Annotated in this window: 26 protein-coding genes and 4 tRNA genes; 21 read left to right on the forward strand and 9 right to left on the reverse strand. The window is 68.4% G+C overall.

From position 1 onward, the window contains the following. Window positions 1–702 precede the first annotated feature (702 nt). The 3 genes from ACIHFD_RS42690 (at window position 703) to cutA (ending at window position 5,113) form a co-directional block, all read left to right on the forward strand. A complete protein-coding gene (locus tag ACIHFD_RS42690) occupies window positions 703–1,002 on the forward strand; it encodes a transposase (protein ID WP_397371782.1) in 300 nt (99 codons plus the stop codon). Next, window positions 999–1,871, forward strand: coding sequence for an IS3 family transposase (locus tag ACIHFD_RS42695; protein ID WP_397371783.1), 873 nt, complete (start codon window positions 999–1,001; stop codon window positions 1,869–1,871). The genes ACIHFD_RS42690 and ACIHFD_RS42695 overlap by 4 nt, the downstream gene beginning before the upstream one ends. Window positions 1,872–4,780: 2,909 nt before the next feature. Continuing rightward, window positions 4,781–5,113: a divalent-cation tolerance protein CutA gene (gene cutA, locus ACIHFD_RS42700; RefSeq protein WP_397371784.1), complete on the forward strand. Its 333-nt coding sequence runs from the start codon at window positions 4,781–4,783 to the stop codon at window positions 5,111–5,113. Here cutA and ACIHFD_RS42705 read toward each other — a convergent pair. Then, window positions 5,079–6,506 carry a helix-turn-helix domain-containing protein gene (locus ACIHFD_RS42705; RefSeq protein WP_397371785.1) on the reverse strand — a complete coding sequence of 476 codons (1,428 nt, stop codon included), beginning with the start codon at window positions 6,504–6,506 and terminating at the stop codon, window positions 5,079–5,081. The genes cutA and ACIHFD_RS42705 overlap by 35 nt on opposite strands. Before the next feature lie 230 nt (window positions 6,507–6,736). On the opposite strand from ACIHFD_RS42705, the gene ACIHFD_RS42710 reads away from it, so the two are divergent. The 10 genes from ACIHFD_RS42710 (at window position 6,737) to xerC (ending at window position 12,532) form a co-directional block, all read left to right on the forward strand. Further along, on the forward strand, window positions 6,737–7,042 hold the full coding sequence (locus ACIHFD_RS42710; RefSeq protein WP_397371786.1) for a hypothetical protein: 306 nt from the start codon (window positions 6,737–6,739) through the stop codon (window positions 7,040–7,042). Further along, window positions 7,039–7,317: a hypothetical protein gene (locus ACIHFD_RS42715; protein WP_397371787.1), complete on the forward strand. Its 279-nt coding sequence runs from the start codon at window positions 7,039–7,041 to the stop codon at window positions 7,315–7,317. The genes ACIHFD_RS42710 and ACIHFD_RS42715 overlap by 4 nt, the downstream gene beginning before the upstream one ends. Window positions 7,318–7,620: 303 nt before the next feature. After that, window positions 7,621–7,980: a hypothetical protein gene (locus ACIHFD_RS42720; RefSeq protein ID WP_397371788.1), complete on the forward strand. Its 360-nt coding sequence runs from the start codon at window positions 7,621–7,623 to the stop codon at window positions 7,978–7,980. Window positions 7,981–7,983: 3 nt separating this feature from the next. After that, window positions 7,984–8,175, forward strand: a complete 192-nt coding sequence (locus ACIHFD_RS42725; RefSeq protein ID WP_397371789.1) for a hypothetical protein — start codon at window positions 7,984–7,986, stop codon at window positions 8,173–8,175. Window positions 8,176–8,360: 185 nt separating this feature from the next. Beyond that, window positions 8,361–8,549: a hypothetical protein gene (locus tag ACIHFD_RS42730; RefSeq protein ID WP_397371790.1), complete on the forward strand. Its 189-nt coding sequence runs from the start codon at window positions 8,361–8,363 to the stop codon at window positions 8,547–8,549. A 31-nt stretch (window positions 8,550–8,580) separates the two neighbouring features. After that, window positions 8,581–8,931, forward strand: coding sequence for a hypothetical protein (locus tag ACIHFD_RS42735; RefSeq protein ID WP_397371791.1), 351 nt, complete (start codon window positions 8,581–8,583; stop codon window positions 8,929–8,931). After that, window positions 8,928–10,754 carry a cell division protein FtsK gene (locus tag ACIHFD_RS42740; RefSeq protein ID WP_397371792.1) on the forward strand — a complete coding sequence of 609 codons (1,827 nt, stop codon included), beginning with the start codon at window positions 8,928–8,930 and terminating at the stop codon, window positions 10,752–10,754. The genes ACIHFD_RS42735 and ACIHFD_RS42740 overlap by 4 nt, the downstream gene beginning before the upstream one ends. Window positions 10,755–10,917: 163 nt before the next feature. After that, entirely contained in the window at window positions 10,918–11,094 is a 177-nt protein-coding gene (locus ACIHFD_RS42745) for a helix-turn-helix domain-containing protein (protein ID WP_397371793.1), read from the forward strand. A gap of 99 nt (window positions 11,095–11,193) precedes the next feature. Continuing rightward, a complete protein-coding gene (locus ACIHFD_RS42750; protein ID WP_106240258.1) occupies window positions 11,194–11,346 on the forward strand; it encodes a CopG family ribbon-helix-helix protein in 153 nt (50 codons plus the stop codon). A 4-nt stretch (window positions 11,347–11,350) separates the two neighbouring features. Continuing rightward, window positions 11,351–12,532, forward strand: a complete 1,182-nt coding sequence (gene xerC / locus ACIHFD_RS42755; protein WP_397371794.1) for a tyrosine recombinase XerC — start codon at window positions 11,351–11,353, stop codon at window positions 12,530–12,532. Between the two features lie 102 nt (window positions 12,533–12,634). Here the strand turns inward: xerC and ACIHFD_RS42760 are convergent. Then, window positions 12,635–12,709: transfer RNA gene (locus ACIHFD_RS42760), tRNA-Val, on the reverse strand. Between the two features lie 549 nt (window positions 12,710–13,258). Here ACIHFD_RS42760 and ACIHFD_RS42765 point away from each other — a divergent pair. After that, a complete protein-coding gene (locus ACIHFD_RS42765; RefSeq protein WP_103958541.1) occupies window positions 13,259–13,675 on the forward strand; it encodes an SsgA family sporulation/cell division regulator in 417 nt (138 codons plus the stop codon). A gap of 4 nt (window positions 13,676–13,679) precedes the next feature. Here ACIHFD_RS42765 and ACIHFD_RS42770 read toward each other — a convergent pair whose 3' ends face one another. Beyond that, on the reverse strand, window positions 13,680–14,291 hold the full coding sequence (locus tag ACIHFD_RS42770) for a DUF305 domain-containing protein (protein WP_397371795.1): 612 nt from the start codon (window positions 14,289–14,291) through the stop codon (window positions 13,680–13,682). Window positions 14,292–14,399: 108 nt separating this feature from the next. Between ACIHFD_RS42770 and ACIHFD_RS42775 the strand changes: the two genes are divergently transcribed. Then, window positions 14,400–15,755 carry an LVIVD repeat-containing protein gene (locus tag ACIHFD_RS42775; RefSeq protein ID WP_397371894.1) on the forward strand — a complete coding sequence of 452 codons (1,356 nt, stop codon included), beginning with the start codon at window positions 14,400–14,402 and terminating at the stop codon, window positions 15,753–15,755. A gap of 383 nt (window positions 15,756–16,138) precedes the next feature. On the opposite strand, the gene ACIHFD_RS42780 is transcribed toward ACIHFD_RS42775, so the two are convergent. From ACIHFD_RS42780 to ACIHFD_RS42800, 5 genes are all read right to left on the reverse strand, one after another. Next, window positions 16,139–16,213, reverse strand: a tRNA-Val gene (locus ACIHFD_RS42780). 5 nt (window positions 16,214–16,218) lie between these two features. Further along, window positions 16,219–16,289 (reverse strand) — tRNA-Cys (locus tag ACIHFD_RS42785). Window positions 16,290–16,304: 15 nt separating this feature from the next. Beyond that, window positions 16,305–16,376: transfer RNA gene (locus ACIHFD_RS42790), tRNA-Gly, on the reverse strand. A gap of 81 nt (window positions 16,377–16,457) precedes the next feature. Beyond that, window positions 16,458–17,183: an SDR family NAD(P)-dependent oxidoreductase gene (locus tag ACIHFD_RS42795; RefSeq protein ID WP_397371796.1), complete on the reverse strand. Its 726-nt coding sequence runs from the start codon at window positions 17,181–17,183 to the stop codon at window positions 16,458–16,460. Window positions 17,184–17,276: 93 nt separating this feature from the next. Next, entirely contained in the window at window positions 17,277–18,485 is a 1,209-nt protein-coding gene (locus ACIHFD_RS42800) for a hypothetical protein (protein WP_397371797.1), read from the reverse strand. A gap of 111 nt (window positions 18,486–18,596) precedes the next feature. On the opposite strand from ACIHFD_RS42800, the gene ACIHFD_RS42805 reads away from it, so the two are divergent. From ACIHFD_RS42805 to hutH, 3 genes are all read left to right on the forward strand, one after another. Then, complete coding sequence (locus ACIHFD_RS42805) at window positions 18,597–19,151, forward strand: hemerythrin domain-containing protein (protein WP_397371798.1); 555 nt, start codon at window positions 18,597–18,599, stop codon at window positions 19,149–19,151. A 125-nt stretch (window positions 19,152–19,276) separates the two neighbouring features. Further along, on the forward strand, window positions 19,277–19,984 hold the full coding sequence (locus ACIHFD_RS42810; RefSeq protein ID WP_355198353.1) for a metalloregulator ArsR/SmtB family transcription factor: 708 nt from the start codon (window positions 19,277–19,279) through the stop codon (window positions 19,982–19,984). A gap of 23 nt (window positions 19,985–20,007) precedes the next feature. Then, window positions 20,008–21,558, forward strand: coding sequence for a histidine ammonia-lyase (hutH, locus tag ACIHFD_RS42815; RefSeq protein ID WP_397371799.1), 1,551 nt, complete (start codon window positions 20,008–20,010; stop codon window positions 21,556–21,558). Here the strand turns inward: hutH and ACIHFD_RS42820 are convergent. Beyond that, the gene (locus ACIHFD_RS42820; RefSeq protein ID WP_397371800.1) at window positions 21,555–22,712 is read right to left on the reverse strand and encodes a Rid family hydrolase; all 1,158 of its coding nucleotides are present in this window, start codon (window positions 22,710–22,712) and stop codon (window positions 21,555–21,557) included. The two genes, hutH and ACIHFD_RS42820, sit on opposite strands and share 4 nt — an antisense overlap. Before the next feature lie 58 nt (window positions 22,713–22,770). Here ACIHFD_RS42820 and ACIHFD_RS42825 point away from each other — a divergent pair, with 58 nt between their 5' ends. Genes ACIHFD_RS42825 through ACIHFD_RS42835 form a run of 3 tightly spaced genes read left to right on the forward strand, consistent with a single transcriptional unit; the run spans window position 22,771 to window position 25,510 of the window. Further along, window positions 22,771–23,688, forward strand: a complete 918-nt coding sequence (locus ACIHFD_RS42825; protein ID WP_363972220.1) for a LysR substrate-binding domain-containing protein — start codon at window positions 22,771–22,773, stop codon at window positions 23,686–23,688. Next, window positions 23,655–24,683 (forward strand): chorismate-binding protein, encoded by a 1,029-nt coding sequence (locus ACIHFD_RS42830; RefSeq protein ID WP_397371801.1) that lies wholly within the window; start codon window positions 23,655–23,657, stop codon window positions 24,681–24,683. The genes ACIHFD_RS42825 and ACIHFD_RS42830 overlap by 34 nt, the downstream gene beginning before the upstream one ends. Next, window positions 24,680–25,510, forward strand: a complete 831-nt coding sequence (locus tag ACIHFD_RS42835) for an aminotransferase class IV (protein ID WP_350727106.1) — start codon at window positions 24,680–24,682, stop codon at window positions 25,508–25,510. The genes ACIHFD_RS42830 and ACIHFD_RS42835 overlap by 4 nt, the downstream gene beginning before the upstream one ends. The last annotated feature ends 23 nt before the right edge of the window (window positions 25,511–25,533 follow it).

The raw sequence follows: 25,533 nt of genomic DNA on the forward strand, positions 1-25,533 counted from the left end.
TCTTCCGGGTTTTTGGGGGGGTGGGGGGGGGGGGGGGGGGGGGGCCCCGCGCGCCCCCCCCCCCCCCCCCCCCCCCCCCCCCCCCCCCCCCCCCCCCCACGGCACCAGGTGAGTTTTAACCTCATCACGTAGATACGTGGCGGTCGCCCTTCGGGGCAACCGAGGATCGCAACACCAACGCTGGCGCGGACGTCTCCAACACCGTGCCGAGTGGCGGTCGCCCTTCGGGGCGACCGAGGATCGCAACCACCACCCCGATCAGGGTTATCGCCACCTTCAGCGGTCGCCCTTCGGGGCGACCGAGGATCGCAACTCCGACCCGTTGCGGTTGATCAGGTCCAGGCCCAGGTGGCGGTCGCCCTCCGGGCGACCGAGGATCGCAACTTCATCTCCCGGGCCTCGGAGCGAGCTGAACGGAGGTGGCGGTCGCCCTCCGGGGCGACCGAGGATCGCAACACGAAACGGTACGGCTTAAAGCTCGATACCGGCGGAGTGGCGGGTGGCGGTCGCCCTTCGGGGCGACCGAGGATCGCAACGCCTTTGCCGACCGGCTCAAGGCCCTGCTGAAGGAGTGGCGGTCGCCCTCCGGGGCGACCGAGGGTCGCAACCCCGACGTGCGGTGGGCAGACCTGGGCTTGATCCGGTTTGACGGACATCCGAGATCAGGGGCTCGTCCCCGGAAGGATGTCCATGATGGAGAGCATGGGGAAGAAAAAGCCGCGTCCTCGCCGCTCGTTCACGCCGGAGTTCAAAGCCGAGATCGTCGAACTGTGCCAGCGTGGTGACCGCTCGGTCGGGCAGGTGGCCAAGGACTTCGACCTGACCGAGACCGCGGTGCGGCAATGGGTCCGCCAGGCCGAGGTCGACACCGGCCGGCGGGACGGGCTCACCAGCAGCGAGCGGCAGGAGCTGGAGGCATTGCGGCGGGAGAACCAGCGTCTTCGCCAGGACGTCGACGTGCTCAAGCGAGCGACGGCTTTCTTCGTGAGGGAGACCCGGTGAGCGTGCACCCGTTCATCGAGGCGGAGAAACAGGGCGGCCACAGCGTCAAGCGGGCGTGTGAACTGCTGGGAGTCTCCCGTGCCGCCTTCTATGCCCGCCGCAGCCCGATCCCTGGGCCGCGCGCCGTGCGCGATGCCGAGCTGGCCGAGCGCGTCGCCGAGGTGCACGCGCGCTCGCGGGGCAGCTACGGTGCACCCCGGGTGCACGCGCAACTGCGCCAGGACGGCGAGCGGTGCGGCAGGCGGCGGGTGGCCCGGCTGATGCGCCAGCTCGGCCTGGCCGGACGGTATCGGCGGCGCCGGCAGCAGACCACCATCCCCGACCCGGGCGCCCGCACCCGGCCAGACCTGATCGGCCGCGACTTCACACCCGACGCGGCCGGACTCGATGCCCGCTGGTGCGGCGACATCACCTACCTCGCCACCGAGGAGGGCTGGTTGTATCTGGCCACCGTCATCGACATCGCCTCGCGCCGGGTGGTCGGCTGGGCGACGGCCGATCACCTGCGCACCAACCTGGTCGCCGATGCGTTACGCCAGGCCTGGGCACGCCGCCGCCCCACCCGATCGGTGATCTTTCACTCGGACAAGGGCTGCCAGTACACCAGCGCCGACTACACCGCCCTGGCCGAACGGCTCGGGGTGCGCCTGTCGGTCGGTCGAACCGGTCAGTGCTGGGACAACGCGCTGGCCGAGTCGTTCTTCGCCACGCTCAAGGGCGAGCTCCTCGGCGATCGCCCCTGGCCCACCCGGGCTGCCGCTCGCAGCGCGATCTTCGAGTTCATCGAGGGCTGGTACAACCTCCGTCGACTGCACAGCAGCCTGGGCTACCGTAGCCCTGCCGACTTCGAGGCCGCTCACGCAGCCTGAGCACCACAACGATGGTGTCCGTCAAAGCGGAACAAGCTCAACCTCCCGTTCTATGAGGTGGCGGTCGCCCTCCGGGGCAGCCGAGGGTCGCAACACCGCACCCGGCCGAGGCGAGCCCCTCCGACGACGGTGGCGGTCTCCCATCGGAGCGACCAAGGATCGCAACGACCGCATGATTAACACCATCGGTCCTCTCGCGCCGTGGCGGTCGCCCCTCCGGGGCGACCGAGGATCGCAACCACCTGATCGCGCGACACGAGGACCTGTCCACGATCGTGTTGCGGTCGCCCTCCGGGGCGACCGAGGGTCGCAACCACCAAGTACGCAAGGACGGCGTCATCGTCGCCCGATGCGGCGGTCTCCCTCCGGGGCGACCGAGGATCGCAACGATCTCATCCGCGGACTCACCGGGCTGGGGGCGGTGGCGGTCGCCCTCCGGGGCGACCGAGGATCGCAACCAACCGATCCCGCTTCCGGCGACCGGGCGGGTTCGCAGTATCGGTCACCCTCCGGGCGACCGAGGGTCGCAACCAATCCAGGTCGATCACGTCGCCGTATACACAGGCGGGGTGGCAGTGGCGCTCCGAGGCGATCAAGGGTCGCAACGCCTCGATCGTCTGCACACGCCCGTCCTAGAGGTTGAGTGGCGGTGGCCCTCCGGGGCAAACGAGGATCGCAACCTGCCGGTGACGGACGAGCAGTTCGAGGACGAGGCGGCGGTCGTCCTTCAGGGCGACCGAGGCTCACAACTACAGCCCGACAGGCGGCAGGCTAGGCCTCTCCGATGTGGCGGTCGCCCTCCGGGGCAGCCGACTGTCCCAACGCCTCTACCAAGCTGCTGGCCTTCGCTTTCGGTGGGCGTGGCGGTCGTCCTCCTGGGCGACCGAGGATCGCAACATCGGCGGCGCCGAGAAGGCCGTCCAAGCCTTGCAGGTGGCGGTCGCCCTCCGGGGCGACCGAGGGTCGCAATCCTGCTCCTGGCGGGCCGTAGAGAATCATCCTCAGGTAGTGGCGGTTGCACTGCGGGGCGACCGAGGGTCGCAACGTCCGTCGAGGTGTGTTCTGGGACCAGATACACCGTGCGGTCGAGCTCCGAGGCGACCGAGGATCTCAACGTGGACACCCTGACCGCGATCGTGGGCTGGCTGGAAAAGTGTCGGTCGCCCTCCGGAGCGACCGAGGGTCGCAACGATCACGTCCAGGTGTGGATAGCCGACCCGCTCGTAGGTAGCGGTCGCCCTCCCGGGCGACCGAGGGTCGCAACGTCACGGGATGGGCCGGCGGACCCTGGCCTACCAGTGGCGGTCGCTTTCGGGGCGACCGAGGATCGCAACCAGAAGCCGGACACCACGTCCTGCGCGATGCCCGTCGTGGCGGTCGCCCTCCGAGACAACCGAGGACCGCAACGGCGAGTGGATGTCGGAGATCGCTCGCTCCGGTGTCGGTGGCGGTCGCCCCCCGAGGCGGCCGAGGATCGCAACAGCCTGAAGGTGACCTTGGCGACCTCGTCAAGCGCCGTGGCGGTCGCCCTCCGGGGCGACCGAGAATCGCAACTGCCTGCCGGTCGGGGACGTGACGCTCATCCTGGTGGTGGTGGCGGCGGTCGCCCTCCGGGGCCACCGAGGATCAAGGCCGCCATCGACGGCCTGGTCGACGCCGGGGTGCTGTGGCGGTCGCCCTCCAGGGCGACCGAGGATCGCAACGCCCGAGTCATGTACGCCGTGGCCACCGGCGACGCCGGTGGCGGTCGCTCTCCGGGGCGACCGAGGATCGCAACCAGCGGGCAGAAGGGCTCAAGGCAGATGGCGTGGTCGGTGACGGTCGCCCTCCAGAGCGACCGAGGATCGCAACGTCAAGCTCACCTCGACCGGGTCGGGCAGTGTCAAATGGCGGTCGCCCTCCGGGGCGACCAAGGATCGCAACTTGATCGTGGTGGTGTAGGACAGATGGCTGGCGTCAGATGGCGGTCGCCCTCCGGGGCGACCAAGGATCGCAACACGTCACATGACTGCGGGCCGTGGGTCCGCACGCGTGGCGGTCGCCCTTCGGGCGGCCGAGGATCGCAACCACTTGCCGGCCTGGGGGATGAGCTGGAGGCCCTGAGTTGGCGGTCGCCCTCCGGGGCGACCGAGGATCGCAACATCAACGGCCAGTACGTGAAGCCGACCACGAACGGTGGCGGTCGCCCTCGGGGGCGACCGAGGATCGCAACATGGCCGTGACCTTGCTGCGGACCCCCCGTGGCGAAGTGGCGGTCGTCCTCCGGAGCGACCGAGGATCGCAACTGGTAGTCGGCGTGTGCCTCGGTCGAAACCACCATGCGGTGGCGGCCGCCCTCCGGGCGACCGAGGATCGCAACTCGATCTCTTCCGCCTGGCGCAACGCGAGCGCCTTGAGGTGGCGGTCGCCCTCCGGGGCGATCGAGGATCGCAACTCGTTGGCGGATAGGTCGGTGACCTCGTCGCCGGGTGGCGGTCGCCCTCCGGGGCGACCGAGGATCGCAACGAAGATAACGCGTCGATGCTGGTCCAGCTGGCCGGGAGTGGCGGTCGCCCTCCGGGGCGACCGAGGATCGCAACGTAGGACAGCGCGATCACGCTCTCTCCGCTGATCGTGGCGGTCGCCCTCCGCGGCGACCGAGGATCGCAACACCATGGCCTTGTCGGTCGGCACGGGCGGCTCGCGTGGCGGTCGCCCTCCGGGACGACCGAGGATCGCAACACCATGGCCTTGTCGGTCGGCACGGGCGGCTCGCGTGGCGGTCGCCCTCCGGGACGACCGAGAATCGCAACTTCAAGCTGCTGGACGCCGAATGGGATCTGGTCAGGTGGCGGTCGCCCTCCGGGCAACCGAGGACGGCAACCTGGTGGACGACCCAGGACTCGCTCTGTGAGGAATGATGTTCCTATATGAGAGGTTACATTCAGGCCACGACCACTGCGCCGAGCGCTGACGAGGGTGCTGCTCTGGCACATAGCATCACCTCGGAGCGTCTGGCTGCTGGCGTACAGATCGTCGGCCCGATTCGGTCTCTGTACTGGTGGCGAGGGTCTTTACGCGATGAGCAGGAATGGCAGTTGGTTATCATAACCACGCGCCCTCTGCTCCCCGCGCTTGAGAACCACATCAAAGCCAACCACAGTTACGAGACGCCAGAAATCATCGCAACTGAAATTATTACAGGAAGCGACGATTATCTAGATTGGATCAGACAGGAGACGCGGAGAATTGACGCTTCGTGATGGCCAACTCTTCTAGGAATGCGCGGACTGGCGGTTGAGTCTGCCAGCGTCTGAGCGACTCCGCTAGGACGATGAATCGCGGCAGCCAGATGCCGGACTCCGTTTCACGAATGATCGCGAGTCCCTCTCTGGCTGCTTTGACAGCTTCCATCACCGAGCCGTGCACGAGATGGGCTGTAGCGATGTCGCCAAGAATGACGCCTGCGCGCTTTCGTTCTACCTCGGACAAGCGCGCTATGACTGCACGAGCTACCTGCTCGGCTTCGTCCAGTCGGCCGATTTGTGCGTAGGTGGAGATTTGGAAGGAGTCGAAGCGATCCCGGTCTAGGAATCTCGTCCATACGCGGTCCTCTTCCGGATCCGCGATATTGAACGCCTCGTTGGCGTCAGCCCACGATCGAAGGGCTGCGTCCTTTTCTCCGAGTGCGGCGCTTTCTTCCGCGTGTCTTGCGGCCAGCCACGATGTGGTTCCAGGTGATGTCTCCCTGGGCAGATGCCGTAGTGCGGTTGTGAGGAGGGCGCGTGCTCTCCCATGGTTTCCTTTGCCGCTTGGTATGTAGCTTCTGTATCCGAACGCGCACGCGATGATAGCTGGGTCGTTAGCCTCTTTAGAGGCTTTCTCTGCTGTGTCGTAGAAGTTCCGGGCAGCGGACACGTTTCCTAGATCTGTTGCGATCCAGCCGGCCAGTACGCTGCTTTCTCCCGCCACGACGATCAAGCGTTGGCGAAGCTCGTCTTTGGGATCGGTCGCGGTGCCGTTCAGGATGGTGCCGACCTCGTTCAGGTGGGCTGCAAGCCCCTTGAAAATCGTATGCGCTGGCAGCATTTCTTCGAGACGGTGGAAGCCGGCGGATCTGGCCTCCAACTCCCGCACTACCGCTTCGTCAAGTGCGCTCGGCCTGGACAGCGCAAATGCGACCTTCTCCCATGCCTCACTTTGAGCTAGAGCTGACTGGGCACCGAGTTGTGCGACCATGGCTAGCAATTCGCGGCGTTTCAACGGCTCGCCCCTTTTCCCGATCGCTTCAGCGAAGAGCTGCAAGTCGAAAGTGTCTGTCGGGATCTGGACCCCATCGCTGACGACCTGTGCACCGGCCCTGCCGCCAGAGGACGACAGTCCCAAATGGCGTCGCAAGTGGGCAGGCATGCCCAAACCATCAGCGAACGCCTCAAATGTATGCTTTGCGGTCGGGATGCGCTTGCCGCTCTTGTACTCGCTGATGCGGCCCTGGGGCCTCCCGGTGAGATGGGCGATCTGGCCCTGGGTGATGCCGTACTTGGTGAGGATGCGGATTAACCCGCCCAGATCACGGCGTTTGCACGCGTCTTCCACGTCTTGACGTGCGAAAACAGTCTCAAGAACTTGTCGTGCCCGCTCTTGATCCATAGTCATGGCGGCGTTCCGTTCCCCTGGTAGCGCAGCCTTTCGAGAGAAGTGAAGCTCTTCAAGTCCATCACACCGTGAGATATCACGGTGAGATTCTGCGGAACCGGTCTACTTGGAAACCTCACATCAGTTCGTGGCGCAGGTCAGGGCTGATCTGAGGCAAAGCCGAAGATCCGCATTTGTCTGGCTTCCGCCTGTTCTTTGCTCGGAAAGCGGAGTTGCGGGAGGGCCAGAGCATGACCGGGGAGCACGAGGCGTATCGCCTCAACCCCATCGTCGCCGTGGCCGATCAGCTACAGCGGGAGCTGGCCGTACACGGGATCACGACCGATGTGCACGACGGCTACGGGCTGGCTGTGGTGTCGGTATGGCGTGGCCTGCTTGTGTGGACCAACGGTGACCTCTTCTGGTGGCTGGCCGGCTGGAACGACCGCCGCGCCCGCGCCATCTACGCCTGGCATTCCACGACCGACCCAAAGAGGGCTGCACGACGTATCGCCGCCCGGTACAAGGATCTTCGTGCCGCGCTGGACGGGTCGTGATCGAGATGGCGCAGAGCAAGTGGAGCCAAGCCCATCCGGTGGCCGATGAAGCGTCCGAGCTGGGAAAGAGTCACGCATGGTGCAGCCCGTTTTCAAAGGCCGCGTTCCTCGACCATTTCGATCTGAACATCGATGACTGCCGTCAGGGTTACACCGCCGCCTCGCTGTATCACCTGTACTTGGATTCTCGTATCTGTACGCGAGTCCGAGCCTGGACCGAAGCGGAAGACGCAGGGTCGGCGCTTGCCGAGAATGCCGCTCTGCCGCCGCCCTGACGCGCGACGGTGCGGTTGACCGTGGCTCGCTCACACCTGTGCCACCGCGTCCCGCATCGTCGCGTCAACGCCCCCGGCAGAGCCCTCTGCGCTCGAAAGAGTGCCAGTTCCCAAGGGCTCTGTCGGGGGTCCCTTTGCGTCTGGCGTCGTGAGCTGGGGTTTATCTCACCGCAGGATCTGATCCATCTCATCGCCGGATGTTTTTGATCTCACTACACGATCACATCGCGCGATGGGTTCACCCCTTCCCCGAAACCTACTTTCGCCTCGTAGGTCACCGGAAACGGAAGGGAAGTGATCTAGATGAGCCCAGCTCAGCGCCACCAGCGCCGCGACCTGATCGCGGGACTGCGCACGCTCGCCGCTTTCCTCGACAGTCACCCACAGGTGCCCGTTCCCAGGTACGGAACGGTGCGGGTGTCGGTCCACACGCTCTACGACACCGACGCCACCACGGAGGCGGAGGCGATCGCCGAAGTCGGGCGGGTGGCCGCGCTGTTGGGCGTCGCGTCCACGATCCAGCGCGGACATCACGTCGCCTGTGCGACGTTCGGCGCGGTCTGTTACGAAGCCCTCCACGTCACGCACGCGGCCATGGCCCGCATCCAGGCCCTGGACTCCTACCGCGACGCGATCACCCTCGACGAGATCGAGGGGGCGTGAGCGATGGACATCGGACTGTTCGTCGTGTTCCTGGGCCTGGCCCTGTCCATCGGCACGCTGACGCTGTTCGCGGTGCTGGTCACCGTGATCCGTGTCGAGGACCGCCGCCACGCCCCCACCGGAATCCTGAGCCGCCGCCTCCTGGGCACCCACGCCCACCACTGCCCGCCGGCCGCCTGTCCCGGGAGGAGGTGAACCCCTGATGCGAGCCCTCCCATTCCAGCCTGGCCGATGCCTGTGCGGAGCCGCCACGCCCGGAACCCTGCGCTGCCGCAAGTGCCGCGCCCGCTGGCGCTGGTGCCGCCGCAAGTCCCGCCACGACGGCATCTAGCACCGCCCCCAGTCCCCCGCGAGATCCCGTGAGAGGAGGTGAAGCCCTCATGACGGTAACTGTCCCGCTGGTACTCGTGGTCGGTGCGGTGGTGTTCATCGCCTGGCGCTATCTGGGCCTGCGCTGGTGGCACGCGCTGATCTGCCTGCTGTTCGGCTTCCTGCTGGCCGCCACCACGCTCGCCCCCGACATCCGCGCCGCTATCCAGGCCGCCCTGAGCTGGATCACCGGCCACTGAACTGCCCGCCAACCGAAGAAGGTGATGCTTAATGACCCAACGCCACCCCTACCCACACGCTGATCTCCAAGGAGCTGCCACCCGCAACACCACCGCCGCCGAACTGCTGACGGCATTCGCCAAGTCCGCCCCCGCCCTCGACCACCTGTGGCGCCACATCTTCGACGCCCTGGCCGACGCCCCCGCCCTGATCACCGAAATCGACCAGCTCCGCGCCGAGCTGGCCACCGCCCGCTACCAGCGCGCCAACCTGATCGCCGCCATCCGCGCCACCCTCGCCGCCCACGACGAGGGCGAGTACGACCCCCTGTTCTACGTGCGCGACGAGCTGTACGCCCAGCACCGCACCGACACCCGACGCGCGACAGGTGGTGGCCGATGAACCGTCATCGCGCCTCGCGCTACCAGATGCGACGCAACGCCCGCCGCATGCGCCGCTACGGCGTCGAACCCATCGGCCTGATCACCGATGACCTCGAATTCGCGCCCCTGGTCATCGCCAGCATCGCCCGCGCCGTCTGGCGCTACCGGTCCGAACTCGCCCCCCTCACCGCCGCGTTGGTCACCGTGGTGGCGGGGGCGACCCTACACACCTGGTACCCGACCTGGTGGCCCACCGTCCCCCTACTGACCGCCGCCGTGACTCTGGCACTGCTCGTGTGGGGACGGTGGGTCAACCTGACCCGACCGATCGAACGCAGCTATGCGGCGATCACCACGGCGTTCGCGGGCGGGTGGCTGACCGCCGCCGCCCGCATCGGCCCCTTCACACCGCCACTCCCGGCGATCCTGCTGATTGGCGGAGTGCTGGCGGTCCCGTGGTGGGCGCACCGGCGGCGACGTGCCCGCGTCCGCGTCGAGCGCACGCTGGCCGCCTGGCCCGACATCGCCAAAGCGGTCGGCCTGACTGGATCCCGCGTTCAGTCCGCGATCGTGGACCTGTGGGGCTACCGCTTCCGGCTCGGGCTGGGGCTCGGCCAGACGGTAGAGGATGCGGTCAGCGCCGTCCCTCGCCTGGAATCGGCTCTCGGCACCACACGCGGCGGTATCCGCGTCCAACCGGTGGCCACCAAGCAGGCTAACCGTGCCGATGTACGGGTCATCGAAACCGACCCACACGCCGACGCCATCGCCTGGCCAGGCCCCTCCATCACCTCGATCACCCAGCCCGCCAAGCTGGGCCTGTTCGAAGACGGCGCACCCGTCCGCGTCCCCCTGCTGCGGCGGCATGGGCTGTTCGCGGGCATGTCGGGGGCGGGCAAGTCAGGCGGTGTGAACGTGCTTCTCGGAGACCTGACCGCCTGCCAAGACGTCATCTTGTGGGCGGTCGACCTCAAGCGCGGCATGGAGCTGATGCCCTGGGCATCGTGCATCGATCGCCTGGCCACCACCCCGCAAGAGGCAGAGAACCTGCTGGCCGATGCCGTGGTCATCCTCGACGGACGGGCCGACGACCTCACCAAACGAGGCGAACGCGTCTGGGAGCCATCCTCGGAGCGGCCCGCGCTGATCATCGTGATCGACGAGTACGCCGAGCTGGCCAGCGAGGCACCACGAGCCATCGACTACGCCGACTCAATCGCAAGGCGGGGCCGCGCCCCCGCCGTCAACCTGATCGCCGCCACCCAACGCCCCTCCAAGGACGCCATGGGCAAGAGCGCGGTCCGCTCCCAGATGGACGTCCGGCTGTGCTTCCGCGTCCGGGAACCCCGCGACGGAGATCTCATCCTGGGACAGGGCATGGTCAAAGCCGGCTGGCACCCCCACAAGCTCGACGCCCCCGGCAAGTTCCTGATCAGCTCCCCAGAACACGACATCCCCCGCCGCGCCCGCACCTACCTCCTCGACGACCAGGGCGTACAAGCCACCGCCGAACGGCACGCCGAACACCGCCCGCCCCTCGACGAGATATCGACCCAAGCCCTACATCGCGCGACTGAGACGCCCGCCCCGCCGCCACAACCCGCCGTCCGACTGTCACCCCGCCACGCCCGCGACAACGCCGTACGGGAAGCCGAGGAGGCTCTGACAACCGCGCTGAGGCAGGCCCCCGACGACGGGACAAGCGTCGGTGATCTCATACGTGCAACCGGCATGCGTCGCACCTGGGTCTACCAACGCCTCCAAGAACTAGGCCATGCGCGCCAGGTCGAACAGGTCGCACGGGGACGCTGGCGCGCCCTCCCCGAAATACACGATCCGTAATCGTCCGCGTCCGTCGTCCGCATCCGTCCGCGCGTCTGCGCGTGTATAGGGCGTGACAGGCACGGACGGACGAACCGACGGACCATCACAACCCGTAACCAAAAACACGCGAACCCCGCGAAGGAAGAGAGCCGCCCACGACCAACCGAGAGGGGGGATGCACATGCAGGCATACACCGTCGAACAGGTCGCAGAGATGTTGAGCATCGGACGCGACAAGGTCTACTACCTACTGCGCACACAGCAGCTCAAGAGCATCAAGATCGGCAAGCTTCGCCGGATCACCGACCGACACCTTGCCGACTTCGTTTCCTCGCTGGAACCGATAGACGAGGCGTAGAACGCGGTGCTACACCGTTTGTATAGGCCGGATGCGAGGCACAACCCACCGTCCGGCCGGCGCCTCTTGATAACTGCATGACACGAAAGGAAGCCGTCTATGACGAGCGACCGAACGACCCTGCCTCCCGTACGCGTGGACACAGAACTGAAAGACCGTCTCCGCAAGTACGCCGAGTCGCAGGAACGAGATGTGTCGTGGGTGATCAGGAAGGCGATCGAGGAGTACCTCAACCGTCACGAGAAAGGGTGATCCCTTGGCCAAAATCCTGATCGGCAAGTACGAAGCGACCATCTACCCCGAGGGAGACGGCTACACCGGAGCCATCTCCCTCGGGTTCGGCCCCGACGGCAAGCGCCAACGCCTCAAGCGCAAGGCCAAGACCAAGACCGCGGTCAAGGACAAGCTGATCAAGGCCGTCAAAGACCTTGAGGCGGGCATCACCGCATCGGAGACCTACACCGTGCGCGATGCCGTCAACGACTGGCTCAGCAAGGGTCTCAAGGGCCGATCCGAGAACACCGTCACCAAGCTACGCATCCTCGCCGAGACGCACGTCATCCCAGGGCTGGGAAAGATCAAACTCCAGCAGCTACGTGCCGATCACGTGGATGAGTGGCTTGACCAGCTCGCCGGCAAGCTGGCCACCACCACCCTGCGGGAGATTCACGGCGTGCTGAAGAGGGCCATCCGGCAAGCTCAGGCACGTGACATGGTGCTCAGGAACGTTGCCGAACTGGTCACCACACCCAAGGGCACGGACGGACGGCCGAGCAAGGCACTCAATCGGCAACAGGCAGAGGCAGTGCTCAAGGCTGCCAAGTCGTCCGAACTCCACGCGTACGTGGTGATCAGCCTCACCACTGGCGTCCGCACCGAGGAAGCCCGCGCGCTGCGCTGGGATCACGTCGTCGCCTGGATACCGGAAAGCAAGTCCTGGCGACCGGTGACCGAAGTGGGGTTCAACTACAGGAAGTTCGCCATCTACGTATGGCGCGCCGATCGAGATGGAGGTGACACCAAGACCCGTAAATCGAGGCGCACGCTGGAACTGCCCAAGCTGGCGGCGCAAGCCCTCCGGCAACACCACGTCCGCCAAGCCGCCCACAAGCTCAAGGCCGGCGAGGCATGGCAAGACCACAACCTGGTGTTCTGCACGAGCGTCGGCACCCAACTCGACGCGTCAAACGTGCGACGGACATTCCGCAAGATCACCAAGCAAGCGGGGATCGGAACCGCCTGGACGCCCCGCGAGCTACGTCACTCGTTCGTCTCCATCATGAGTGACCAGGGCGTACCCATCGAGACCATCGCCGATCTCGTCGGGCACGCGGGTACCAGCGTCACGGAAGCGGTCTACCGGCACCAGCTCAGACCGGTGATCACCAAAGGTGCCCACACGATGAACATCATCTTCGGCGACAGCCGACACGGGTAGAGAGTCCGAGTGAGATGGCTCCCCGATTGGCTCCCATCGACTTCCAGACACGAAAAACGGGGCTCCGGATCTCTCCGAAACCCCGTCTCATCTGCATCTTCGTGGTGGGCGATACTGGGATCGAACCAGTGACCTCTTCGGTGTGAACGAAGCGCTCTCCCGCTGAGCTAATCGCCCGCCCTGTTGGCTCCTTGCGGTGCCGACGGGGAAAACCATACCGCACTCTGGCACCTGCTGGCGAAGCGAAGCGACCGGGCGGTGGGCCGGGGGTGGATGCGAGGTGGTTCGCAGGCGGCTCCGCGGTTGCTCTGGGGTTGCTCTGGGGTTGCTCCGGGGAGGATCGGGGGAGGTTCCGGGGTGACGACGACGGGGCCGTGGGAGGGATTCAGGTGAAACGCGGCGGTTGCCCACCGGCGGGGTGGGTCGGTGGCATACCATCGTCCTGTTCCGTAAGGCACCGATCGCGATCTTTTGGTGAGAAACGTTCATGGTCGGCGCGGCGGGACAGGCTCCACAACACGCAAAACCCTCGTAAATACGACCCGATTTGATCCCGTTTAGCCTGGTTGATGCCTAAATGTCCAGCTGTGATGTGCGTTACAGAAGGCCCCTGGAGCGGAATCTTTCCTACAGGTTTCTTCGTTCCGCGTCATAGCTCAGGACGAAGTCCGTCAGAGCAGTGAAAGCCCCGAAGAGGGGACCTACGACGAAAAGGTTTGGCTGACGATGAACAGCACCACCGTCTCCGCCGAGCTTGGCCTTCGGCTTGTGGTCCCCGACCGTACTACCGTCCCCCTGCTCGCCGGACTGAGTTACACAGCCGACGATCCTTACGCCATACGCATGGCCTTCCACGTGGGGAATGACGAGCCGGTCGAGTGGATCTTTGCTCGCGAACTGCTCACTGTGGGCATCGTGAGGCGTGTCGGCGACGGCGACGTGCAGGTGTGGCCCGCGCGTGCCGATGGCGAGCGCACGCTGCACATCAGCCTCACGTCCCCGTTCGGGCAGGCGCTCTTCGAGGTGCCGCTGGCCCCGCTCACCGAGTTCCTCCACCGTACGTACGAAAAGGTCCCCGCGGGCCGTGAGACGGACTACATGGACCTCGACGCCGAGCTGACCAACATGCTCTGGCCCTCCTGACGCCCTAGCCAGGCAGCGTTTCCAGGACTTTGCGCATGCGGGCGATCTCGATGCTCTGACCCGAGTACACGTCCTTCGCCATCAATCGCATGCGCTGGTCCCGGCCGGTGGCCAGCTCCTCCCCCGCCATCTTGACCGCTCCCTCGTGGTGCCTGGTCATCAGCTGCAGGAACATGCGGTCGAAGGCCGCTCCCTTCGTGGCGCGCAGCGCGTTCAGCTCCTCTGGCGTCGCCATGCCGTACCCCGCCGCCTGGGTGTGCGAGTGACCGTCCGGGGCGGAGCGGCCGAGCTCGGCCAGCCAGCCCGTCATGGCCTTGATCTCCGGGGTCTGGGCGGCGGTGATCTGGCGGGCGAACGCGCGGATGGTCTCCGTGGTCGTACGGTCGTTCACCAGTGAGGTCATCTCCAGGGCCTGGCGGTGATGGGGGATCATGGCCTCGGCGAAGCGCACGTCCGAGGCCACCGTCGGTCTGGGCGTCTGCCCGACCCGCTCCCCCGGCGTCGCGGTACGGCCCGGGGCCCCCGGACTCCCCGGCATGATCACCGGCGCCCCCGTGCCCACGGGGGAAGGACCGGCGGGCTCCTGAGAGCAGGCGGCAAGGGCGATTGTGGTCACAACTGTGATGAAGACCGCACGCGTGCGCGTACCCACTGGCATAGCTTCCATAGTGAACTACGAGACAAAGGGGAATGCGCGTTGATCTCTGCCAAGTTGCGCGGAGCGTTGTTGTGTACGGTACTGCTGTTAACCTCCGCCTGCGCGGCGGGGCAGACGGCGTCCGGGGCCTCAACGCCCGACACCTCCACGCAGGAGACCAGCGCTCCAGCCGGCAAGCCGACCCCCACCGGGGACGTGATGACGAGCGACAACGTCAAGCTCGTCGCCCAGATGCGCCGTCCCGCCCCGCTGAACGGCCGGGACGACATCAACACCGACCTGGCGTTCCAGGGCGATTACGCGTTCGTGGGAAACTTCGGCGGGTTCGCGATCTACGACATCAGCAACCCGACCAAACCTCAGCTGGTGAGCACGGTGTCCTGCCCGGCCCAGCAGAACGACGTCTCGGTGTATGGCAACCTGCTCATCCTGTCGATCGACGAGCCGCGCAGCGGTGAGGGATGCGACTCCAGCGAGGACAGCCGCGACTGGGAGGGGTTGCGGATCTTCGACATCAGCGACAAGAAGAGCCCCAAGTACCTCAGCGCGGTCAGGACCGACTGCGGCTCGCACACGCACACGATGGTCCCCGCCGGGGAAACGCTCTACGTGTACGTCTCCTCGCCCGGCCCCGAGCCCGAGTCGAAGACCTGCCCCCCGCCCCACGAACTCATCCAGATCGTAGAGATCCCCACAAAGTCGCCTCAGTCCGCAAAAATCGTGGCGAAGCCGGATATCTTCCCTGAGCGGCAGCACTCCGATCTCGCCTCCGGCTGCCACGACATCACCGCGTACCCCGAGAAGAAGCTGGCCGCGGCCGCCTGCTTCGGCGACGGCGTGCTCCTCGACATCTCCGACCCGGTCAATCCGAAGGTCCTCCAGCAGATCACCGACACGGAGAACTTCCAGATCTGGCACTCGGCGACGTTCAACAACGATGCCACGAAGGTCGTGTTCAGCGACGAGCTGGGCGGCGGCGGCCAGGCCACGTGCGACAGCAACACGCCGCGCACGAAGGGCGCCGACGCCGTGTACGACATCGCGAACGGCAAGCTGGAGCGGCGCGGATACTTCAAGATCCCCCGGAATCAGCAGGAGAACGAGAACTGCGTGGCCCACAACGGCTCCCTGATCCCGGTGCCGGGCAAGGACGTCATGGTGCAGTCGTGGTACCAGGGTGGGGTGTCGGTCTGGGACTTCACCGACTCGGCCAACCCTAAGGAGATCGGCTTCTTCGAACGCGGGCCGTTCCCGGGCGGTGGCATCGCCGGGTCCTGGTCGGCGTATTACTACAACGGGTACATCTACTCCAGCGACATCATGGAGGGGCTGGACGTCCTGGAGATCAACGATCCCCTCACTGATCCGGCCAAGAAGGTCAAGATGGACGATTTCAACGTCCAGACTCAGAAGTCGTACTGAGGCTGAGGGCTGGCCGGCCGGCCGCCATTCCGGGTCGCGGCCCGGCCTATTCAGGCTGGGGCGCGGCTCACCAGGCCCTGGGGCAACTCAGCGGGTGGGGGTGACGGGCGTTCGGCCCGGCACCGGGCCGGGTGGGGGTGGCGGGCTGCTCGGTCGCTCCCGCGTGAGGGTGGCGGGCCGGGCGGTCGCCGCCGGGTGAGGGCGGCAGGCGCGCGCTCCCGCGTGAGGGCGGTGGGCTGGGCGGTCGCCTGCCGGGCGAGGGTGGCAGGGCGGTCGATCGGCACTGGGTGAGGGCGGTTGGGGGGCGCGCGGGAGTCGTCTGAGCAAGCCGGACAGCAAGAAGCCCCAGTCCCGGCGAGTGCCGTGGGCTGGGGCTTTGAGCATGGTGGACGATACTGGGATTGAACCAGTGACCTCTTCCGTGTCAGGGAAGCGCTCTCCCGCTGAGCTAATCGTCCTTGTGAGGTGGCGACGGGATTTGAACCCGTGTGGACGGCTTTGCAGGCCGCTGCCTCGCCTCTCGGCCACGCCACCGAGCCGGAAGCTCCGAGCGGAAGACGGGATTCGAACCCGCGACCCTCACCTTGGCAAGGTGATGCTCTACCACTGAGCCACTTCCGCATCCGCCCCGTTTAACCGGGGCGACGAGAGAACTCTAGCGAATCCTGGCCGAGTACCCAAACTGGATTACGCTCACGCAGGTCACGTGTGGCCCCCGTTAACGGTGATGCGCTGGCCCGTGACGAACGCGCCGCCCTCCGAGGTGAGGAACGAGACGGCCGCCGCGACGTCATCAGGCGTGCCCATGCGGCCCAGAGGCACCTCCGCGAGGTAACCGCTCTCGTCGAGGCCCGCGTGCCGCTCCACCGGGATCCAGCCTGGGGCGACGACGTTGACCGTGATGCCGTGCGGGCCCAGCTCGCGGGCCCAGACCTCGGTCATGGCGTGCTGGGCGCTCTTTGCCGCGATATAGGCGGACATGCTGGGAAGCTTGCGGTCCACGATGTCCGAACCGATCTGGATGACGCGTCCGCCGCCGTGTTCCTTCATGCCCGGCAGCACCGCCTGCACCAGCAGTGTCGGGCTCTTGACGAAGAACTCGAGCTGGTCGAGCTGCGCCTGCCAGGTGAGGTCCTCCAGCGCGATGGACGGCTGCGGGCCGGTCGCGTTGACCACCAGGACGTGGACCGGGCCCAGGCGCTCGGTGACGTCGGCGACCAGCGACGACACGTCGGGCTCGTGCGTGACGTCGGCGGCGAACGTCTCCGCGGCGCCGCCCGCGGCGCGGATCTCGTCCACCACCTTCGTGGCTCCGGCGGCGTCCCGGCTGTAGTTGACGGCGACGGCCAGGCCGTCGGCGGCCAGCCGGCGCGCGATCACGGCACCGAGGCCGCGCGACGCGCCGGTCACGAGGGCGACTGCTGTCATGAGACCCGACTCTAGCGACGGGCGCTGGTGACGAGCTCTGGCGGTGGGCTCTGGCGGTGGGCTCTGGTGACGGTGAGCGCCATAGGACGGGTTCTAGCGGCCTCGCGGGCCGCCGGACACGCCCGTCGAGTACGGTGCCTCCGTCTCCAGGCGGTAGTCCCGACCGGAAACGGCGCGGTTGTCCTCGATGACGCGTTCGGAAGGCGGCCGTTCCCCGTCCGCCAGCGCCTGCCGCATCCTCCGGAACCGCTCGTGCTCCTCCAGCACGTACCCGGTGCCCAGCGTCGTGCGGTCGGCCTGGGTGGCGAGCAGGTCGCGGAGGTAGGCCTTGTTCGGCTCGAACGTCATCGGCGGCGGGCACGCCTGGGCCAGCACCTGGTCGGGATCGCGCCCGTCGAACCGCCTGAACAGCTCGGCCGCCAGCCGCAGGTGCTCCAGCTCCATGTTGAGGTGCAGCTCCCAGATGCCCTTCACCCGGGGATCCGACTCGGTCTCCATGCACGAGTAGTACAGGTAGCACTCGTTGTACTCGTGGTTGAGCAGCCGCTCCCACCAGCTCTCGCCCCCGTCGGCCAGCGACTCGTAGTGGGTGAGGTGCCCCTCCTCCACCAGCCCGATCTCCTGGTAGAGCCGGCGGGCCGCGGGCTCCAGGCACATGGGACCGACGTTCATGGAGAAGTTCATGATCTGCTGCTCGACCGCCATGACGGTCAGCGCGTGCAGCCGCGACAGCGGCTCCGTCCTCCCCCGGTCGTACGGCTCGCGCACGTTGTCCACCGGATCCCGGTGCTGCAGGTGCGTCGGCCGCCCCGGCATCACCTCGGTCACCCGGCCCACGATCTTCTCGGCCGCGCGGTGCTCGATCATCTCGTACAGGTTCGCGTACCGGTAGAGGTGGTCGAGGTGCTCCAGCAGGCCGAACTGGTAGGCCTGCTTCAGATAGTCGTCCGGCTCCAGCCGCGCCGCCCACGCCGTCAGGTCCACCGCCGCCTGCTCGTAGGCGATCGTGGTCTCCAGCACCGACGACAGCCCGGACAGCAGCCAGTTGACCACCTTCTGCTGCTGCGCCTCGATGTAGCGCACCCGCGCCAGTTGCTGCCTGATCTCGGTGTCGGGACAGTGGCGGGCGAGCTGGTGGCTGAAGAGGATCGCCTCCGTCTCGATCGCGTTTATGGTGATGATGCGGCAGCGCGTGTAGGGGTCGGTGTGGTCGGGGTCGATCGGCGTGACGTTCAGCTCGTTCCAGTGGCGCAGCTGGTCGTCCAGCGGGATACCCCGCTCCTGCAGTGGGTCGAAGGCCATGTCGCTGCGCTTACCCGGGGCGAAATGCGGCAACCTCCGCTTTCGGTCCTCTGACGGCCCGCGTTCGGTAAGGAAGCGCGTGCCCGCCGGAGGCTCGGGTAGGGCGCGGGCGTGGGTGAACAAGATGTCATCGATTTGCTGGTGATCCAGCACAGCCAGATCAGGGACCTGTTCGACGAGGTGGAGCAGGCGCCGCCGGACAAGGTGGAGGAGGCCTTCGACCGTCTCACGCGGATGTTGTCCGTGCACGAGACCGCCGAGGAGGAGATCGTCCATCCGTACGCGCGCAGGAAGCTCGACAACGGGCAGGGCGTCGTGGGCGACCGCCTGACCGAGGAGAACCGCGCCAAACGGCTCCTCCTCGACCTTCACAAGGGCGGAGTGGACCATCCGCAGTTCTGGGAGCGGCTCGGTGAGCTGCGCCTGGCCGTGGCGGCGCACGCCCGCAGCGAGGAACGGTACGAGTTCGTCAAGCTGCGCGCGAAGACCTCCGCGGTAGAGCGGCGGGCCATGGCCGCGGCGGTGCGGGCGGCCGAGAGCCTCGCTCCGCTGCGCCCGCACCCCGGCACGGAGAGCGCCACCAAGAACGTCCTGGTGGGCACGCCGATCGCGCTGATGGAGCGGGCACGGGAGCTGATCCGCAAGGCACTCGGCAAACACGGCTGACCTTTCGGCGCACGTCGCGAGGCGGCGAGCGCGGCCGACCCCTCGACGCACGTCGCAAGGTGCTCGGCAAGCGCGGCGTGACCCTTCGACGCGCGTCGAAATGTCGCCGTACTAGCGTCGTACGCATGGAGTACATCGCTCGCGACGCCGACATAGCGCCCGTCGCCGCGCTCATCGCGGACCCGACCAGGGCGGCCATGCTGACCGCCCTCCTCGACGGGCGGGCCCTGGCGGCGGGAGAGCTGGCCAGGGTGGCCGGGGTCAGCGCCGCCACGGCGAGCGCCCACCTGTCCAGGCTGCTCGACGGGCGCCTGGTCGACGTCGTACGCCAGGGCCGCCACCGCTACTACCGCCTGGCCGGGCACGACGTGGCCGAGGTGCTGGAGGTGCTGGCCAGGGTCAGCGCCCGCCCGCCCGTACGGTCCCTGCGCCAGTCCAGGCAGGCCAGGATGCTGGAGGAGGCCCGCACCTGCTACGACCACCTCGCGGGACGCGCCGGGGTGGGGCTGCTCGACCGGCTCGCCGAGGGCGGCTACTACGCGGCGCAGGACCTGACCGAGGCGGGAGAGCGGCTGCTGGCCGGCATCGGCGTGGACGTGGACGGCGCGCGCAGGTCGAGGAGGCGATTCGCGCCCGAGTGCCTGGACTGGACCGAGCGCAGGTCGCATCTGGGCGGGGCGCTGGGGGCCGCGATCACCGAGGTGCTGTTCGAACGGGACTGGTACCGGCGCGGCAAGGTGCCCAGAGCGGTGGTCCTCACCGACGAGGGCAGGGAGGGGCTGTCCGCATTGTTCCCAAGTAAGGAGCTAACATCGGGTACGCCGGTTACCTAGCGAGCAGCGAGAGAGAACGCCCCATGCGCGACAACGAGGTCGTGAACGTCGGCCCCGAGCCCTTGACCTTCGACGACGTCATCCGGGTGGCCCGCCACGGCGCCCCCGTACAGCTCACCGACGACGCCCTGGCCGCCATCTCAGCCGCCCGCCAGCGGGTGGACGAGCTGGCCGAGAGCCCGACGCCCGCGTACGGCATCTCGACGGGCTTCGGAGCCCTGGCCACCCGCCACATCGACCCGGCGCTGCGCGCCCAGCTCCAGCGCTCGCTGGTGCGCTCCCACGCGGCGGGCAGCGGGCCCGAGGTCGAGACCGAGGTCGTGCGCGCGCTCATGCTGCTGCGCCTGCACACGCTCGCCACCGGCCACACCGGCATCAGGCCCACCACGGCCAAGACCCTGGCCGCGCTGATCAGCGCGGGCATCACGCCGGTCGTGCACGAGTACGGCAGCCTCGGCTGCTCGGGCGACCTCGCGCCGCTGGCGCACGTCGCGCTCACGCTGATGGGCGAGGGCGTCGTACGCGACGGCTCCGGGAACCTCCAGCCCGCCGGCGAGGCGCTCAAGCAGGCCCACATCGACCCCGTCGAGCTGGCCGCCAAGGAGGGCCTGGCGCTCATCAACGGCACGGACGGCATGCTCGGCATGCTCATCCTGGCCATCCACGACCTCACGGCGCTCGTCAGGACCGCCGACGTCAGCGCCGCGATGAGCGTGGAGGCGCTGCTGGGCACCGACCGGGTGTTCATGCCGGAGCTGCAGGCGCTCAGGCCGCACCCCGGCCAGGCCCTGTCCGCCGCCAACATGACCAAGGTCCTGCGCGAGTCCGGCATCATGGCCAGCCACCGCGACCCGGAGTCCTGCACCCGCGTCCAGGACGCCTACTCGCTGCGCTGCGCCCCCCAGGTCGCCGGTGCCGCCCGCGACACGATCGCGCACGCCGCCACCGTTGCCGGATGGGAGCTGGCCAGCGCCGTCGACAACCCCGCGGTGCTGGCCGACGGCCGCGTCGAGTCCAACGGCAACTTCCACGGCGCGCCGATCGGGTACGTCCTGGACTTCCTGGCCGTGGTGGCCGCCGACCTGGCCTCGATGTCGGAACGGCGTACCGACCGGTTCCTGGACGTGGCCCGCAACCACGGCCTGCCCGCCTTCCTGGCCCACGACCCCGGCGTGGACTCGGGTCACATGATCGCCCAGTACACCCAGGCGGCCATCGTCTCCGAGATGAAGCGCCTGGCCGTGCCCGCCAGCGTGGACTCGATCCCCAGCTCGGCCATGCAGGAGGACCACGTGTCCATGGGCTGGTCGGCGGCGCGCAAGCTGCGCAGGTCGGTGGACGGGCTCACCCGCGTGCTGGCGGTCGAGGTGCTCACCGCCGCCCGCGCGCTCGACCTGCGCGCCCCTTTGGAGCCCGCGCCCGCGACCGCGGCCGTCGTCAAGGCCCTGCGCGAGACCGTGCCCGCCCCCGGGCCGGACCGGTTCCTCGCGCCGGAGATCGAGTCCGCCGTACGCCTGGTCGCCGAGGGCGGCGTGGTGGCGGCGGCGGAGTCGGTCGCCGGGCCCCTGAACTAGCCAGGGAGCGCGACGATCAGGTCCACCTCCAGCAGCAGCCCCGGCCGGAACAGCCTGGACACCTCCACGGTGGTGCTGGCCGGGGGCGTGCCGGTGATGTACTTCGCGCGGACCCGCCCGTAGTCGAGGAGCTGGTCCATGTCCGTCACGTACGTCCGGATGAACGCGATGTCCTCGAACGTCGCCCCCTGATCGGCGAGGATGCGCGAGATCACCTGGAAGATGTGCTCGGACTGGGCGGCCATGGATCCTTCGCCGACGATGTTCCCCTGCTCGTCGAAGGCGGCCTGGCCGGAGACGTAGAGCATGTCGCCGACGCGTACGGCGTGCGAGTAGCGGCCGTTCGTGGCGGGGATCGTGGACAGGTTCAGCGGCACCGCACGGTGGGTGGTCCCCCCGCCGACATGCTCGGCGATCGCCGTCAGGTCGCGCTCCCCCAGCCCGGCCGCCCGCGCCTCCTGCAGCCTGGCCCGGGCGGCGCCGGCCATGGAGGCACCCTCCCAGGAGCCCAGCTCCAGGTCCTTGGTCGCGTGCCCCAGCGAGTAGCGGGTCTCGGCGGACGGCACGCGCAGCCGCTCCGCAAGCGTGCCCAGCGGGGTGCCCGACAGCACGTCGGCCAGCGCGCCACGGTCCACGCCGTGCGCCTCGCCGTACGCGAACGTCTCCGCCAGCAGCACCTGAGCGGGCACGATCGCGCTCATGACGGCGATCTTCATGGCCGCGCCCGCGCCCAGCGGCCCGAGCTCCCGCACCGACCCGAACACCGACAGCACCTCGCGGCAGCCCGACACGTCACCGCCGGCCAGCACGGTCAGCGTGCCGTCGGCCGCGGGGCCCACGCTGCCCAGCACCGGCGCGTCCACCAGGCCCACCTCGGCCGGCAGCAGCGCGCGCAGCTCGCGCACCGCCTCCGGGCCGATCGTGGACATCTCCACCACCGTCGCGCCGGGCCGCAGCCCCGGTAGCGCCGCCGTCAGCACCTCCCGCACCGCGGCCGGGTCGCTGAGCATGGTGATGACCAGCTCGGCCCCGTCCACCGCCTCCGCCGCGGTCACGCCGCTCCCGCGCCGCCACGTCGTCACCTTGTGCCCGGCCTGGGTCAGCCGCCGGGCCATGGGGACGCCCATGCGTCCCTGTCCGAGAAAAGTAATCATGCGCCACAGTCAACCTGGATGCGAGGTATTCCACCACCGACTAGATTGCATATCAGCCATGCGAGATCTGAATGCCTTGGACCCCGGAGCGCTGCGGCTGTTCCACGAGGTCGCCGTGAGCGGCTCCTTCACGGCCGCCGCCGAGCTGCTCGGCTACACCCAGTCGGCGGTCTCCCGCCGCGTCGCCGCGCTGGAGCGCGCCACCGGCGGGCCGCTCTTCGAGCGCCTGCCGCGCGGGGTGCGCCTGACCCCGGCGGGGAAGGCGCTGCACCGGCATGCCACGGCCGTGCTCGACCGGCTCGAACGTGCGGGCGAGGAGCTGGCCGCCATCCACACCGGCCGGGGCGGGACGCTGCGGGTGGGCGCGTTCGCCACGGCGAACGTGGATCTGGTGCCCGGCACGCTGAAACGGTTCGCCGAGCGGCGGCCCGACGTCGAGCTGCGGCTGATCGAGGGGCTGACCTCGCGGCTGATGGACCGGCTGCGCGGGGGCGCCCTCGACGTGGCCGTGATCAGCGACTACCCGGCTGGGCTGTCCGCCGAAGGCGTCCGTACGGTGCCGCTGCGTGAGGACCGGCTGCTGGTCGCGCTGCCCGGCGGCCACCGGCTGGCCGCCGAGGCCGACGTGGACCTGCGGGACCTGGCGGAGGAGACGTGGATCGAGGCCGCCCCGCGCGGCCAGCCGACCCTGCTGGTGACCGCGTGCGCGGCGGCCGGGTTCACGCCGCGCAGCGGGCTGCGGGTGGCCGAGTGGACGGGCAAGTTCGGGTTCGTCGCCGCCGGGCTCGGGGTGACGCTGGTTCCGGAGCTGGCGGCGCGGGCCGTACCGGGGGATCTGGTGCTGCGGCCGCTGCGGGGGATGGCGCCCGCGCGGAAGGTGTACGCGGCCCTGCCCGAGGCGCCGCTGCCGGCCGCGCTGGAGCTCGTCGAAATGCTGGGAGAATGGAGAATGTGTACGACGGTTTCGCCCACTTAGGCCACGTGTACGCGACCGGGTTGCGCGACGTGACCTCCGACCTGGCCGCGCTCGACGGCGAGGGCTGGTGGGCTGTCGTCGTCGACTACGAGGGCAAGGTGACGTGTGCCCGGTTCGACCGGGTGCGCGAGTCTCCCCTGCCCGCTCCCGCCCGCCCCTGGCACGGGCCCCGGCCCGACCAGTGGCGCAGTTCGCTCGATCAGGCCGCCTACGAGCGGGGCGTGCGCGCCATCCGCGGCTACATCGAGCGGGGCGAGGTCTACCAGGCGAACCTCTGCCGGATCCTGACGGCCCCCGTCCCGGCCGACGCCGACCCGCTCGCCCTGGCCGCCCGGCTGGCCGCGGGCAACCCCGCGCCGTACGCGGCCGTCATCCGGGTGCCCGGCCTGAGCGTGGTGTCCGCATCGCCCGAGCTCTACCTGTCGCGTGACGGCGACGTGGTGGAGTCCAGGCCCATCAAGGGCACCGGCGCGACCGCGGACGACCTCCTCGACAAGGACTACGCCGAGAACGTCATGATCGTCGACCTCGTCCGCAACGACCTCGGCAGGGTCGCGGCCGTCGGATCGGTCGAGGTGCCGTCGCTCTGCGCCGTCGAGGAGCACCCGGGGCTCGTCCATCTCGTCTCCACCGTCCGGGCCAGACTGGCGCCGGGGGCGGGCTGGCCCGAGCTCTTCGCCGCGACTTTCCCGCCCGGATCTGTCACGGGCGCGCCCAAGTCGTCGGCTCTGCGCATCATCAACGAGCTCGAACCTGCACCCCGGGGGCCGTACTGTGGGGCTGTGGGCTGGGTCGACGCCGACCGCCGCCGGGCGGCGCTGGCCGTGGGCATCAGAACATTCTGGATCTCGCCGTTGGCTCACGGCAAAGGCGAGCTCCGATTCGGCACGGGAGCGGGCATCACCTGGGGCAGCGACCCCAGGCGCGAATGGCTCGAGACCGAGCTCAAAGCAGCCAGGCTCATCGCACTGGCATCCACAGGAGGAACTACATGAACATCCCTGTCTGGGTCAACGGCGAGCTGATCGACCCCGCGCAGGCCACCGTATCGGTGTTCGACCACGGACTCATGGTCGGCGACGGCGTCTTCGAGACCATCAAGATCGTGAACGGCCGGTCGTTCGCGCTCACCCGTCACCTCGACCGGCTCACGCTCTCCGCCCAGCGCATGGACCTGCCCGAGCCCGACGTCGACGCCATCGCCGACGGCATCGGCAAGCTCCTGGCCGTCGCGCCCGCGTGGGCGCTCGGCCGCATCCGCGTCACCTACACCAGCGGCCCCGGCCCTCTCGGCTCCGACCGCGGCGACCAGGGCACCACCTCCGTCGTCATCGTGGACGAGCAGAAGCCGTTCCCGGCCACCGCCAACGTCACCGTCGTCCCCTGGCCCCGCAACGAGCGCGGCGCCCTGTCCGGGGTCAAGAGCACCTCGTACGGCGACAACGCCAAGGCCCTGCTGTTCGCCAAGAAGCGCGGCGGCGGCGAGGCCATCTTCGGCAACCTGGCGGGCGACCTCTGCGAGGGCACCGGCTCCAACATCTTCATCGTCCGCGACGGCCGCCTGCTCACCCCCACCCTCGAGGCCGGCCCCCTGGCCGGGGTGACCCGGGCGCTGGTGCTCGAATGGTGCGGCGGGGAGGAGACCGACGTGCCGCTGTCGGCGCTGTACGAGGCCGAGGAGGCGTTCCTGACCTCGACGACCCGCGACATCCAGCCGATCAGGCTCGTCGACGACACCGAGCTGCCGATCGCTCCCGGCCCGATCACCACCAAGGCCATGCGGATCTTCGCCGAGCGTTCCGCCGCCGACCTCAACCCGTAGGCCGCGAGGGGCGGGGGTGCCGG

This window comes from Nonomuraea sp. NPDC051941, assembly GCF_044593615.1.